At 57.7% G+C, this 13,002-nt stretch carries 13 protein-coding genes; 5 read left to right on the plus strand and 8 right to left on the minus strand.

What is annotated here, in order from left to right; translation table 11 throughout:
- Positions 1 to 12: 12 nt before the first annotated feature.
- The gene (cysE, locus tag AS136_RS08515; protein WP_002922426.1) at positions 13 to 834 is read left to right on the plus strand and encodes a serine O-acetyltransferase; all 822 of its coding nucleotides are present in this window, start codon (positions 13 to 15) and stop codon (positions 832 to 834) included.
- 81 nt (positions 835 to 915) lie between these two features.
- Here cysE and trmL read toward each other — a convergent pair whose 3' ends face one another.
- From trmL to AS136_RS08540, 5 genes are all read right to left on the minus strand, one after another.
- Positions 916 to 1,389 carry a tRNA (uridine(34)/cytosine(34)/5-carboxymethylaminomethyluridine(34)-2'-O)-methyltransferase TrmL gene (gene trmL / locus AS136_RS08520; protein WP_004205043.1) on the minus strand — a complete coding sequence of 158 codons (474 nt, stop codon included), beginning with the start codon at positions 1,387 to 1,389 and terminating at the stop codon, positions 916 to 918.
- 251 nt (positions 1,390 to 1,640) lie between these two features.
- Complete coding sequence (gene lldD, locus AS136_RS08525) at positions 1,641 to 2,825, minus strand: FMN-dependent L-lactate dehydrogenase LldD (RefSeq protein ID WP_008806858.1); 1,185 nt, start codon at positions 2,823 to 2,825, stop codon at positions 1,641 to 1,643.
- Positions 2,825 to 3,598, minus strand: coding sequence for a transcriptional regulator LldR (gene lldR / locus AS136_RS08530; protein WP_063266752.1), 774 nt, complete (start codon positions 3,596 to 3,598; stop codon positions 2,825 to 2,827). Before lldR ends, lldD begins: the two co-directional genes overlap by 1 nt.
- Positions 3,595 to 5,250 carry an L-lactate permease gene (gene lldP / locus AS136_RS08535; protein ID WP_008806860.1) on the minus strand — a complete coding sequence of 552 codons (1,656 nt, stop codon included), beginning with the start codon at positions 5,248 to 5,250 and terminating at the stop codon, positions 3,595 to 3,597. The genes lldR and lldP overlap by 4 nt, the downstream gene beginning before the upstream one ends.
- A gap of 284 nt (positions 5,251 to 5,534) precedes the next feature.
- Positions 5,535 to 5,897 (minus strand): YibL family ribosome-associated protein, encoded by a 363-nt coding sequence (locus AS136_RS08540; RefSeq protein ID WP_008806861.1) that lies wholly within the window; start codon positions 5,895 to 5,897, stop codon positions 5,535 to 5,537.
- A gap of 272 nt (positions 5,898 to 6,169) precedes the next feature.
- Between AS136_RS08540 and AS136_RS08545 the strand changes: the two genes are divergently transcribed.
- Positions 6,170 to 6,394: a hypothetical protein gene (locus AS136_RS08545; protein ID WP_012540317.1), complete on the plus strand. Its 225-nt coding sequence runs from the start codon at positions 6,170 to 6,172 to the stop codon at positions 6,392 to 6,394.
- On the opposite strand, the gene mtlR is transcribed toward AS136_RS08545, so the two are convergent.
- The 3 genes from mtlR to mtlA form a co-directional block, all read right to left on the minus strand.
- Positions 6,383 to 6,979, minus strand: a complete 597-nt coding sequence (gene mtlR, locus AS136_RS08550; protein ID WP_002922401.1) for a mannitol operon repressor MtlR — start codon at positions 6,977 to 6,979, stop codon at positions 6,383 to 6,385. The two genes, AS136_RS08545 and mtlR, sit on opposite strands and share 12 nt — an antisense overlap.
- On the minus strand, positions 6,979 to 8,127 hold the full coding sequence (gene mtlD / locus AS136_RS08555) for a mannitol-1-phosphate 5-dehydrogenase (RefSeq protein WP_008806863.1): 1,149 nt from the start codon (positions 8,125 to 8,127) through the stop codon (positions 6,979 to 6,981). Before mtlD ends, mtlR begins: the two co-directional genes overlap by 1 nt.
- A 102-nt stretch (positions 8,128 to 8,229) precedes the next feature.
- Entirely contained in the window at positions 8,230 to 10,137 is a 1,908-nt protein-coding gene (gene mtlA, locus AS136_RS08560) for a PTS mannitol transporter subunit IICBA (RefSeq protein ID WP_004173919.1), read from the minus strand.
- A 538-nt stretch (positions 10,138 to 10,675) separates the two neighbouring features.
- On the opposite strand from mtlA, the gene AS136_RS08565 reads away from it, so the two are divergent.
- The 3 genes from AS136_RS08565 to AS136_RS08575 all read left to right on the plus strand — a co-directional run bounded on the left by AS136_RS08565 (position 10,676) and on the right by AS136_RS08575 (position 12,899).
- Entirely contained in the window at positions 10,676 to 11,044 is a 369-nt protein-coding gene (locus AS136_RS08565) for a DUF3302 domain-containing protein (RefSeq protein WP_004152044.1), read from the plus strand.
- Between the two features lie 3 nt (positions 11,045 to 11,047).
- Positions 11,048 to 12,184, plus strand: coding sequence for an HlyD family secretion protein (locus tag AS136_RS08570; protein WP_009484617.1), 1,137 nt, complete (start codon positions 11,048 to 11,050; stop codon positions 12,182 to 12,184).
- Positions 12,185 to 12,290: 106 nt separating this feature from the next.
- Positions 12,291 to 12,899 (plus strand): glutathione S-transferase, encoded by a 609-nt coding sequence (locus AS136_RS08575; protein WP_016161949.1) that lies wholly within the window; start codon positions 12,291 to 12,293, stop codon positions 12,897 to 12,899.
- The last annotated feature ends 103 nt before the right edge of the window (positions 12,900 to 13,002 follow it).

Here is a 13,002-nt window from a genome sequence, read left to right on the forward strand (position 1 = left end):
CTGGAGTATGCAATGCCGTGTGAAGAACTGGATATCGTCTGGAATAATATTAAAGCCGAAGCCCGGGCTCTGGCTGACTGTGAGCCGATGCTCGCCAGTTTTTACCACGCTACGCTACTCAAGCATGAAAATCTGGGCAGTGCGCTGAGCTATATGCTGGCCAACAAGCTGGCCTCGCCGATTATGCCAGCGATCGCCATTCGCGAAGTGGTCGAAGAGGCCTATGCCGCCGATCCGGAAATGATCGCCTCCGCCGCCTGCGATATTCAGGCGGTGCGCACGCGCGACCCGGCGGTGGATAAATACTCCACGCCGCTGCTCTACCTGAAGGGTTTTCATGCGCTGCAGGCCTACCGTATCGGCCACTGGCTGTGGACTCAGGGCCGACGTGCGCTGGCGATTTTCCTGCAAAATCAGGTCTCCGTCTCCTTCCAGGTGGATATCCACCCGGCGGCGAAAATCGGCCGCGGGATCATGCTCGACCACGCCACCGGCATTGTGGTCGGCGAAACGGCGGTGATTGAAGATGACGTCTCTATCCTGCAGTCGGTCACCCTCGGCGGTACCGGTAAAACCAGCGGCGACCGTCACCCGAAAATTCGCGAAGGCGTGATGATTGGCGCCGGGGCGAAGATCCTCGGTAATATCGAAGTGGGACGCGGGGCGAAGATTGGCGCCGGTTCGGTGGTATTGCAGCCGGTTCCGCCGCACACCACCGCGGCGGGCGTACCGGCGCGCATCGTTGGCAAGCCGGAGAGCGACAAGCCGGCGATGGACATGGATCAGCATTTCAACGGCATCCACCACACCTTCGAGTACGGCGACGGGATTTGATGTATTGCCATTTGCCGCTGTTAAGCTCAGATATGTAGCCCGGATAAGGCGCGGTGCGCCGCCATCCGGGAATGGCTCAGGTTAGCTGCGCAACACGGCGCCCGGATACCCCAGCTGGCGCCAGGCTTCATACACCACCACCGACACCGCGTTGGACAGGTTCATGCTGCGGCTGTCCGGCATCATCGGAATACGGATTTTCTGCTCTGGCGGCAGGGCATCGAGGATGCTGGCCGGCAGACCGCGGGTTTCCGGGCCAAACATCAAGAAATCGCCATCCTGATAGCTCACTGCGCTGTGCGCCGGCGTGCCTTTGGTGGTCAGGGCGAACAACCGCTGTGGCTGCGCGCTGGCGAGAAACGCCGCGTAATCCGCATGGCGCTGCACGGCAGTGAACTCGTGATAGTCCAGTCCGGCGCGTCTCAGGCGTTTATCGTCCCAGGTAAAGCCCATCGGCTCAATGATATGCAGACTGAAGCCCGTGTTGGCGCACAGGCGGATAATATTCCCGGTGTTCGGCGGGATCTCTGGTTCGAATAACACGATGTTCAGCATACTGCCCCCTTAATTGCGGGGGGCAGAATAGCAGATATTTGGCGAACCCTCACCCCGGCCCTCTCCCTGAGGGAGAGGGGGAAAACCGGCGCCGGTCGGTGGATCGGAGGGTGCGGGTAAAGGACTCACCCATCAGTCGATACTTTTCGTGGACAGAGGCTCAGGGAAACGCCGCCGCTAACCTGTCTGCCGGACAGTCCCCTCTCCCTGAGGGAGAGGGTTAGGGTGAGGGGAGAGAATGACGCCGCCGCCTACGCGGCGTTATTCTGCTTGAGCGCATCGAAGGTCTGCAGCGCTTCGGCGTTCTGCACCAGCGAATCACGGCTGATTTCACGGATGGTTTTCGCCCCGGTCAGGGTCATCGCCACTTTCATTTCTTTTTCGATCAGGTTCAGCAGATTCGCCACGCCCTGCTTACCGTGGGTCGCCAGGGCGTACAGGTAAGCGCGGCCCAGTAGCACGCTGTCGGCGCCCAGGGCGATCATCCGCACCACGTCGAGCCCGTTGCGGATGCCGCTGTCGGCGAGAATAGTGATGTCGCCTTTCACCGCGTCGGCAATTGCCGGCAGGGCGCGGGCCGAGGAGAGCACGCCATCGAGCTGGCGGCCGCCGTGGTTAGAGACCACAATGCCGTCAGCGCCGAAGCGCACCGCGTCGCGGGCGTCCTCCGGATCGAGGATCCCTTTGATCACCATCGGACCGTCCCAGAAATCGCGGATCCACTCGAGGTCTTTCCATGAAATCGACGGATCGAAGTTATTCGCCAGCCAGCCGATGTAATCCTCCAGACCGGTCGGTTGGCCGAGATAGGCGGAGATATTGCCCAGATCGTGCGGGCGACCGTTAAGGCCGACGTCCCACGCCCACTGCGGATGAGTCACCGCCTGCCAGTAGCGGCGCAGGGCGGCGTTCGGGCCGCTCATGCCGGAATGGGCGTCGCGGTAGCGGGCGCCAGGGGTCGGCATATCGACGGTAAAGACCAGCGTCGAGCAGCCGGCGGCCTTGGCGCGCTCCAGCGCATTGCGCATAAAGCCGCGGTCGCGCAGGACGTATAACTGGAACCACATCGGGCGTTTGATGGTCGGGGCGACCTCTTCAATCGGGCAAACGGAAACGGTAGAGAGGGTGAACGGAATGCCTTTGTCGTCCGCCGCGCCGGCGGCCTGCACTTCGCCGCGGCGAGCGTACATGCCGCACAGCCCGACCGGCGCCAGCGCCGTCGGCATCGCCAGCTTCTCATTGAACAGAGTGGTCTCGAGACTCAGATCCGACATATTGCGCAAAATACGCTGGCGCAAGGCCACATCGGACAGGTCCTCGACGTTACGGCGCAGGGTATGTTCGGCGTAGGCGCCGCCGTCGATATAGTGGAACAGAAACGGCGGCAGGATACGCTGTGCGGCGGCGCGATAGTCGCTGGCGGCGGAAATAATCATCACGAGTTCTCCCTGGAATTTTCATTGTGGTCACCGGGCAGGCGGGTAATTCGCGCCTGGCGGGCCTGGTCTTCATCAAAACGTTTAATCGTGGCGTGGACAAAACCTAAGTGGCCCATCATCGCCTGGCGCGCCGCCTCGGCGTCACCGGCAACAATAGCCTCCATAACGGCCTGGTGCTGTTCAGTCAGGCGGGCAAACACCGGCGGCACCAGATACATGCGCTGGCGGCTCTGCTTAACGGAGGAGTGCAGCAGGTCGAAAAAACCGCGCATGGTTTGCAGGAGCACCACGTTATGCGAGGCTTCGGCGATGGCCAGATGGAAGCGGACATCCGCCTGCGAGGCGATATCCGGGTCTTCACTCTGGGTCGCTTCAAAGCACAGACGAATTTTTTCTTTATCGGCGTCGGTGGCCCGTATCGCTGCGTGCCACGCGGTGCTGGCCTCGATGGCGTGGCGGGCTTCGAGGATGTCGAAGCTGTAGTCCGGGTCATCGGCCAGCAGCGTCTTCAGCGGCTGGACGATGTTTTGCTCCGACCACGGTTCATGCTGCCAGCGGACGAAGGTGCCGCCGCCGCGACGGCTCAGCAGCACGCCTTCATTGACCAGCATCGCCAGCGCTTCGCGCAGGGAATTGCGCGAGACGCCGAGCTGGGCGGCGAGCTGGCGTTCAGCGGGCAGTCGCATGCCCGCCTCCAGCTGTTGTTCTTCAATCAGCGCCCGGACGCGACGCGCCACGTCGTCGGCCAGGCGTTTAGGCATCACTATCACGGGATCATCCAGGTTAAAACGTAGGCCTGCAGCGTGGTGATCAGGCCCACCATGCAGGTGAAGATAAGGCTGTGTTTGACGGTAAAGCGGAACAGATCCGACTCTTTACCCACCAGGCCTACCGCGGCGCAGGCGATGGCGATCGACTGCGGGGAAATCATCTTGCCGGTGACACCGCCGGTGGTGTTGGCCGCGACCAGCAGAATATCGGAGACGCCAATCTGCTGCGCGGCCGTTGCCTGCAGTGCGGCGAACAGGGCGTTAGACGAGGTGTCCGAACCGGTCAGGAATACCCCCAGCCAGCCAAGGAACGGCGAGAAGAAGGTAAACGCGTGGCCGGTATGCGCCAGCGCCAGGGCCAGGGTCGACGACAGCCCGGAGTAGTTGGAGATAAAGGCGAACGCCAGCACCATGCCGATAGAGTAGATCGGCAGCGCCAGATCCTTCAGCGTCCCGGCGAAGGTGGTCAGCGCGTCTTTTGGCTTCATGCGCAGCCAGACGATGGACAGCAGGGCGGCGAACAGAATGGCGGTGCCGGTTGCCGACAGCCAGTCGAATTTATACACCGCGGCGTATGGAGTCGCGGCGCTAACTACCGGCGGCATACGGGCAACCATTTTGTCGAGGAACGGCACCGAAATATTGATAACGAAGTCATACATTGCGCCGCCCGGTGCGAACAGCGCTTTAAACGGCGGTACGCTCCACAGGGTCACGGTGGCGGTCAGGAACAGGAACGGCGACCAGGCGCGGATCACTTGTCCCGCCGTGTAGCGGGTGCGGGCCAGCGTCATATCCACCTGCGAGGCGCCGATATCGCCGAAGCGGAAGATGCGTACCGGCTGCCAGCGTTTGAGGAACAGGGTCAGACAGACCAGGGAGACCAGCGACGAGATGATGTCCGGCAGCTCCGGGCCAAGGAAGTTAGAGCTGAGGTACTGGGCAATAGCGAACGAACCACCTGCCACCATCACCGCCGGCCAGGTCTCTTTGATGCCGCGCCAGCCATCCATGATGGCCATGATCCAGAACAGGACGATAATGGTCAGGAACGGCAGCTGACGGCCCACCATCTGGCCGATAGCAAAGCTGTCGATACCGGTCACCTGGCCGGCGACCAGGATCGGGATGCCCATCGCGCCGAAGGCTACCGGCGCGGTGTTGACGATCAGGCACAGGCCAGCCGCATACAGCGGGTTAAACCCAAGGCCGACCAGCAGCGCGGCGGTAATCGCCACCGGCGCGCCGAAACCCGCCGCCCCTTCGAGAAAGGCGCCGAACGAGAAGCCGACGATCAGCATCTGCAGGCGCTGGTCCGGCGTAATCGACAGAATCGATGAGCGGATGATGTCGAACTGCCCGGTCTTCACCGAGATTTTATAGACGAAGACCGCGGCGATAATAATCCACGCGATAGGCCACAGGCCGTAGAAGAAGCCGTAGACCACCGAGGCTAAGGCGCGGTCCACCGGCATTTTATAGAACAGCAAGGCGACGGCCAGCGCAATAGCGACGGTCCAGGTGGCTGCGAGGTAGCCTTTCAGTTTGAGCTTAATCAGCGCAAAAAAGAAAAACAGAATCGGTAGCGATGCGATAAGACTGGATAACCAGATATTACCGGCGGGATCGTAGTTTTGTTGCCAGAGATTCATGCAGGGTCTCCATCGGGCCGCCAGGAGAGGAGGGCTGAGTCTGCGCTCATTGCCGATCCCATCGTGGGTAAAATTGGCCCGGCCAATTAAGGGTATCAGGGTTGATGACAACGAATGGTTAATCAGATGTTGCTCTTAAGCAACGTGTTTGTGATGTATTTTGATGGATTTGTGAACTGCTGGGGGGTAGATGAAATTATTGGTTGGACCAATCGACCTGGCTGAGGGTAAAAATGTGGGAAGTGAAGACAGAATGACCCTCTCCGGGCGGAGAGGGCAGGGGATCAGAATTCGCTGCGGGCGAAACCGGTCATCTCTTTCAGACCCATTTCCCGGCCCAGAGCGGTCATCGGATGGACGACCACCAGACCGCGAACGCTTTTCTTCAGCTTGCCCATATCGGCCTGCTCTTTTTTGGTGATCGCGCGGCGGAACGGCAGACTCATTAGTTTTTGCGCCTCTTTGCTCAGCTTCTGGCTCTGGACGGAACGCAGACGTTCAATCTCCGCTTCCAGGGTGGCTTTTTCTTTTTCCAGCTCGGCGTATTTGTCGGCGGCTTCCACCAGCGACAGCTCGGCCTGCTGATGGCGGATGGCGTCGAGACGGTCGCTCAGGCGCTTGATTTCATTTTTTTCGACTTCTTTCATGGTGACTTAATCTGTTAATAAAGGGGCTTCATTCGCCTATAGTATGTGCCGTGACCGCCATTGTTGATAGTTATTTATCAAAAATTCGCCGTTTATCGCCCGCAGAATGCTATACCAGCGCTCGCTAATAATTTGAATTTTATTAATATTCCACCTAATACCCGTTCTAATTTCATTTCTGTGAAGCCCGTCGGCAGATAAGCACGTTTTCCTTAACCCGCGCCGGTGATTTGGCTAATGCTTAATCAGATTATTCCCAAAAGGAGGACGTGATGGCAAAGATCGGCGACGGCGTACCACGTTTAATCGATAAAGCGGTTGATTTTATGGCTTCCAGTCAGGCGTTTATGGAGTATTTGAAAAAATCTCCGCGTCTGCAGCATATACCGCGAGATATTCCCCAGGATAAGGAAGCGTTGTTTCTGCAGCGTCTGGAATATTATCGTCAGCTTTACCGGCCGACCTGCGACCAGACGGAGCCGGAGTCAGAGCGTTGATTTCTGGAAGGCTTTTTTTAAGCTGATTCGCGAAATCAGCTCAGTCAGGGACAACACCATTGTTGAGCGCACCATCTGCTGGTAACGCAGCTTCTGCATTGCCAGCAGTTCGGCATCGCTGTCATCAAACTGTGGCGTTGGCGGCAGGGCGGCGACGCAGTGCAGCTCGCCGAACGGCCCGATAATTTCGTCGTCGGTAAAGCTGTACTCATTGCCGTCGTGGTTAAGCTCTTCGCGCAGGGCCATCAGCAGTTCGGCGTCTTCATATTCGGCACGACTTATCACCCCAAGGCCATAAATCAGCTTCAGGCGTACAGAGAGATCGCCGAGCGGCCCGCTGCCCTCCAGCAAGGGCTCGACGGCGTATTTCACCGCGTAGTCGTCTTTACGGAACACCTGAAGCACCAGAATATTGACCGCTTCCGTTAACAGTTCGACGGTGGCGATCAGGAAGCTTCGTACGGTTTTGCCAGCATTCAGACGCTCAAGCACACGGTTTTCAAATGCTTGTGTTTCTTCCATCATTGCCTGCATATCTGACAGGAGTCGTAATGGGCGCGACGTTGGTCGCGCCAGGTTGTGCATCATTTTTCCGCGTTGTAGTCGTTAACGGCCTCCGCGACGACATCACTTGCGGCATCCAGGCCGGAAATCTGCGCCAGCGCGGCCTGCGGCCCCTTGTCGGCGATCAGGGCTGCCAACTCCTGCGCCTGCGGATCGTCTTCGCTACGGAAATGCATCGCCGCTGCAATCCCTTTCACCAGGTTGCGGTGCGGCAGACCGTATTCCAGGGTACCCAGCAGCGGCTTAATTAAACGGTCGCCAGCGCTCAGTTTGCGCAGCGGCTGACGGCCAACGCGCTCAACATCGTCTTTCAGGTACGGGTTCTCGAAACGTCCAAGAATTTTCTGGATATAAGCCGCGTGTTTCTGCGGGTCAAAGGCGTAACGTTTGATCAGCACCGCACCGCTCTCTTCCATCGCGCCCTGCACGACGGCACGAATTTTCTCGTCGAGGATCGCGTCGCGAATCGTCTGGTGGCCCGCCAGTTTTCCGAGGTAGGCGGTTATAGCATGCCCGGTGTTCAAGGTGAAGAGCTTGCGTTCGACAAATGCCATCAGGTTATCAGTTAATTCCATTCCCGGGATAGTCGGCAGCGCGCCCTTGAACTGCGTCTTATCGACAATCCACTCGCTGAAGGTTTCCACGGTGACTTCCAGCGGGTCATGGGTGGCGGAAGCCGATGGCGGCACAATACGGTCAACGGCTGAGTCGACAAAGCCGATATGGGCTTCAACCCACGCTTTATCTTCTTCCGCCAGCGCGTTAAACACGTGGCCTTTTAACTGCGTGGTGCCGCGCACCATATTTTCGCAGGCGATAATGTTCAGCGGACGTTCGCTGCCCTGCGCTTTGCGCTTCGCCAGCCCTTTGGCGATGGCCGGGGCGATGCGCTCAAGTACGACGGGACCGACGGCGGTGGTGACCAGATCCACCTCAGCGATCAGGTCCACAACCTCATCGCCGATGCTGCTGACGGCATTGACGCCGGAGACAGTATCCACCTGCTCATTCTCACCGACGACGTGAACCTGATAGCTATGACGGGCATTCAGGGCATCAAGTACGGTCTGATTGACATCGGCGAACGTCAGTTCAATGCCCGCGTCGGCCAGCAATTTACCGATAAAGCCACGTCCGATATTACCTGCGCCAAAATGTAATGCTTTCATAGTATTAACCTTCAATTAATGTTTTTACCTGAGAGGGCTGGGGTGAGGCTTTGCCCCTCACCCAAACCCTCTCCCAAAGGGAGAGGGAATGGACCGATTTGGTTATTTATTCAACAGTGCCAGAACTTCGTCGACGCTGGTGGTTTTCGCCAGGCGCTCAATCACGGTTTCGTCATCCAGGGCGTTAGTCAGGCTGGTGATAACCTGAATATGCTCGTTGTTGCGGGCCGCGATGCCGATGACCAGACGGGCGACATCGTCTTCATCTTCCCCAAAGCGCACGCCTTCCGGGTACTGGCAGAAGACGACGCCGGTTTTCAGCACACGATCTTTCGCTTCGATGGTGCCGTGCGGTACCGCGATGGACTCGCCGAGATAGGTCGAGGTCAGTTTTTCGCGGTCCAGCATCGCCTGCACATATTCCGGCTCGACGTAGCCGCCTTTCACCAGCTGCTCGCCGGCGAAGCGAATGGCTTCTTCTTTGGTGGCTGCTTTGCGCCCGAGGAAGATGTTATCCGCACCCAACTGGAACAGGTTTTTGTCGCCATCATCAAAGCTGTCTTTCAGGCTATCGGTAACTTTCACTTCATTCTCGATGTGGCGCTGGGCCGCGACCAGACGCTCAGTCAGGCTGGTGTACAGACCGCTGTCGAGGAAGTTGGTCAGCGAAATATGCTGCGCCTGTGGTACCTGGCGCATCGCCCGCTCGGTCAGGTCACGGTGAGTGATGACCAGGTCAACATCCGGCGGCAGGTTATTGATCGCGCTGTTGGTAACCGAGATGTTACTCAGTCCGGCATCCTGCACTTTCTTGCGCAGCACCCCGGCACCCATGGCGCTGGAACCCATCCCGGCGTCGCAGGCGACGATGATTTTACGCACATGGCTCAGGTCGTTGGTGACATTACCGGCCGCCAGCGGGCTGGCGCCTTTGGATTCCGCTTTCATGTCATGCATACGACGCGTTGCGGCTTCGATATCGTCTTCTTCTTTTACCTTGCTGGTCTTCAGCAGAACCGCAGAGACCACGAAGGAGACCGCCATCGCTGCGATAATCGCGGCGATGTTAGCGAAGTAGGCGCCTTTCGGCGTCATCGCCAGCACCGCCAGGATAGAGCCAGGGGAAGCCGGAGAGACCAGACCGCCATTGAGGATGGTCAGGGTGAAGACACCGGTCATCCCGCCGAGGATAACGGCCAGGATCAGACGTGGGTTCATCAGCACGTACGGGAAGTAGATTTCATGGATACCCCCCAGGAAGTGGATGATAGCCGCCCCGCCTGCTGACTGTTTTGCGCTGCCGCGACCAAAGAACATGTACGCCAGCAGAACGCCCATCCCCGGACCCGGGTTAGCTTCAATCAGGAAGAAGATAGATTTACCCAGCTCGTGGGACTGCTGAATACCCAGCGGTGAGAAGATACCGTGGTTGATGGCGTTATTGAGGAACAGGATTTTTGCCGGTTCGACGAAGATAGACGCCAGCGGCAGCATGTCGTGCGCCACCATAAAGTTAACGCCAGCCGCCAGAATTTTTGACAGAACTTCAACCGCCGGGCCAATGCCGAGGAAGGCCAGGATGGCAAGGATCATCCCGATGATGCCAGCGGAGAAGTTATTCACCAGCATTTCAAAACCGGATTTGATCTTACCGTCTACCCAGTTATCGAACTTCTTGATGCAGTAGCCGCCCAGCGGACCGGCAATCATTGAGCCGAGGAACATCGGCATATCCGCGCCGACGATAACGCCCATGGTGGTGATCGCCCCGACCACGCCACCACGTTCGCCGCCGACTAATTTACCGCCGGTGTAACCGATCAGCAGCGGCAGCAGGTAGGTGATCATCGGACCGACCAGCTTCGCCAGCGTTTCGTTTGGCAACCACCCTGTCGGAATGAAAAGCGCGGTGATGATACCCCACGCGATAAACGCGCCGATATTCGGCATCACCATATTGCTGAGGAAACGACCAAAGCTTTGCACCTTGATCTTGATATCGGATGACATAAAACACCCCTTCTTCTGTTTTGCGTATCGCGCAGGCTTAAAGCCCGAGGTTTGTTGTTAATGTGGCGGCAGAGGTAGCCGGGCCCTGATTGATAGTGCGAAATCTGGCACTGAATCGTTTAGCTGTCCAGCCAGCGCCCTTTTGTGTGACACGGATCACATGAATATAGGGGGCAAAGCGCTTTTTGTAGTGATGCTGATCACATAATTCCTGTGTAAAAAAACAACACAGCGCCTTTTTAGCCGCTGATCTGCCTTTTTGTGTGATATTTGTCACAATTTTGTTTCGTGGTTTTGTTGTTTGTTTGTGATTTTGATCACAAAGAATTTCACGGTGGATTTTTGCCGCTGTGATCTCGGCCCGGTTTTGCTTCCACGTCGGGATGGCTCTGTAACTAAGCAACCTTAACTGCCGAATAACTTTTTTACGCCGGATGGCAAAAATGAAAGGCGTGAATTATGCTCAAAATAGCGGCCCGGATGTCAGTGGGTCGTGAATAAAATTCATATAAATTATTAGCGTAAAGCCGAGGGAATTATGTTTCTCAATTATTTTGCGCTGGGCGTTCTGATCTTCGTTTTTCTGGTCATTTTTTATGGGATTATCATTATTCACGATATTCCTTATTTGATCGCCAAAAAACGCAACCACCCTCATTCCGATGCTATTCATGTCGCCGGATGGGTCAGTCTTTTTACTCTCCACGTCATCTGGCCGTTTTTATGGATTTGGGCCACGTTGTACCAGCCTGAGCGCGGCTGGGGCATGCAGCATAAGGCGAATACGGCCCCTGACGAACCTGAAAAAGAGACCGATATACAACAGCTTCGCCAACGACTGAGCGACCTTGAACACCAGGTGGCGGCCATTCAGCGGCCGCAGTCCACCTCTGCGGCGGAGAAATAATCTATGGATCTGTTGATAATTTTGACCTATGTGGCCATCGCCTGGTCGATATTTAAAATCTTCAAAATACCCGTAAATAAATGGACGGTACCTACCGCGGCGCTGGGGGGCGTATTTATTGTTAGCGCGCTTATTTTATTAATGAACTATAACCACCCTTACACCTTTCTGGCGCAAAAGGCGGTGATATCTATTCCTATTACGCCGCAGGTTACCGGAGTGGTTAACAGCGTCACCGACAAAGCGAATCAGCGCGTCAAAAAGGGTGAGGTGCTTTTTACCATTGACCCGGCACGCTATCAGGCGCGGGTCGACCGTCTGCAGGCCGACCTGGTGACGGCGCTGCACAGTATTAACACCCTCAAGGCGCAGCTCTCTGAAGCCCAGGCCAACACCACCCGCGTGTCGGCGGAGCGCGATCGCTTATACAAGGACTATCAGCGCTACCTGAAAGGGAGCCAGGCGCGGGTGAACCCGTTCTCGGAAAGTGACATCGATAACGCCAGGCAGAATTACCTTGCCCAGGACGCGCTGGTCAAGGCGTCGGTGGCGGAGCAGGCGCAGATCCAGAGCCAGCTGGACAGCATGATCAACGGCGAGCAGTCGCAAGTGGCCAGCCTGCGCGCCCAGCTGGCGGAGGCGAAATATAATCTCGACCAGACCACCGTGCGGGCGCCAAGCGATGGGTATATCACCCAGGTGCTGATCCGTCCGGGGACCTATGCCGCCTCGCTGCCGCTGCGTCCGGTGATGGTGTTTATCCCGGAGCAAAAACGGCTGATCGTCGCCCAGTTTCGGCAAAACTCCCTGTTAAGGCTGGAGAAAGGAGACGATGCGGAAGCGGTGTTTAACGCTCTGCCCGGGCAGGTGTTCCACGGCAAACTGGTGAGTATTTTACCGGTGGTGCCGGGAGGAAGTTATCAGGCGCAAGGGGCGTTACAGTCGCTGACCGTGACGCCGGGCAGCGATGGCGTGCTGGCGACCATCGAGCTCGACCCCAATGCCGAAATTGATGCGCTGCCCGATGGCATCTACGCGCAGGTGGCGGTCTACTCCGACCATTTCGCCCACGTCTCGGTGATGCGTAAAGTGCTGCTGCGGATGACCAGCTGGATGCACTACCTCTATCTCGATCATTAATGCGATCGGCGGCAGGTTGAGCGGGACGCTCACCTGCCTTTTGTCCTGCCCTGAGCCATACTCATATCTTTGTTGGCGATAATTTGTTGGCGATAAGGAGCAGGCTATGAAACTGATCGGCAGCTACACCAGTCCCTTTGTGCGCAAAATCTCCGTGATCCTGCTGGAAAAGCGCATCCCTTTTGAGTTTGTCAACGAATCCCCCTACAGCGAAAGCAACGGTGTGGCGCGCTATAACCCGCTGGGCAAGGTACCGGCGCTGGTGACAGACGACGGTGAGTGCTGGTTTGACTCCCCGGTCATCGCCCAGTATCTGGAGCTACTGGGCGTGGCGCCGCCGATGATCCCCTCCGACCCCAGAGCCGCTCTCAGGATGCGCCAGCTTGAAGCACTGGCGGATGGGGTGATGGAGGCCGCCCAGGCGCTGGTGCGTGAAAAGGCTCGCCCGGGCGCGCAACAGTCAGAGCAAGAGCTGCTCCGCCAGCGGGAGAAAGTGGCTCGCGGCCTCGACCGGCTGGAAGCCTGCGCGGCAGACGGAACGCTGCGCGGCGACGAGGTTAATCTGGCGACCATTTCAACGGCCTGCGCCATTGCTTATCTGAACTTTCGCCGGGTCGCGCCCGGCTGGTGCGCCACCCGGCCGCAACTGGTGAAGCTGGTGGATGCGTTGTTCCAGCGCGCCAGCTTTGCGCGTACCGAACCGCCGCGGACTTGACCCAGGCAGGTAACAGTTTGCGCAAGGAGGCGTTACAATCGCCGCTGATTGTTGACTCCCTCTCCCGTCGGGAGGGGGGAAAATAACTTACCGCCAGGCCCAT

The sequence above is a fragment of the Klebsiella sp. D5A genome (assembly GCF_001620885.1).
Lineage (GTDB): Bacteria > Pseudomonadota > Gammaproteobacteria > Enterobacterales > Enterobacteriaceae > Klebsiella > Klebsiella variicola.

Coding starts and splice junctions, on each gene's coding strand:
- cysE (WP_002922426.1), top strand. CDS start 13: ATGCCGTGTGAAGAACTGGATATCGTCTGGAATAATATTAAAGCCGAA.
- trmL (WP_004205043.1), bottom strand. CDS start 1,389: ATGCTGAACATCGTGTTATTCGAACCAGAGATCCCGCCGAACACCGGG.
- lldD (WP_008806858.1), bottom strand. CDS start 2,825: ATGATTATTTCCGCCGCCAGCGACTATCGCGCCGCCGCACAGCGTATC.
- lldP (WP_008806860.1), bottom strand. CDS start 5,250: ATGAATCTCTGGCAACAAAACTACGATCCCGCCGGTAATATCTGGTTA.
- AS136_RS08540 (WP_008806861.1), bottom strand. CDS start 5,897: ATGAAAGAAGTCGAAAAAAATGAAATCAAGCGCCTGAGCGACCGTCTC.
- AS136_RS08545 (WP_012540317.1), top strand. CDS start 6,170: ATGGCAAAGATCGGCGACGGCGTACCACGTTTAATCGATAAAGCGGTT.
- mtlR (WP_002922401.1), bottom strand. CDS start 6,979: ATGCACAACCTGGCGCGACCAACGTCGCGCCCATTACGACTCCTGTCA.
- mtlD (WP_008806863.1), bottom strand. CDS start 8,127: ATGAAAGCATTACATTTTGGCGCAGGTAATATCGGACGTGGCTTTATC.
- mtlA (WP_004173919.1), bottom strand. CDS start 10,137: ATGTCATCCGATATCAAGATCAAGGTGCAAAGCTTTGGTCGTTTCCTC.
- AS136_RS08565 (WP_004152044.1), top strand. CDS start 10,676: ATGTTTCTCAATTATTTTGCGCTGGGCGTTCTGATCTTCGTTTTTCTG.
- AS136_RS08570 (WP_009484617.1), top strand. CDS start 11,048: ATGGATCTGTTGATAATTTTGACCTATGTGGCCATCGCCTGGTCGATA.
- AS136_RS08575 (WP_016161949.1), top strand. CDS start 12,291: ATGAAACTGATCGGCAGCTACACCAGTCCCTTTGTGCGCAAAATCTCC.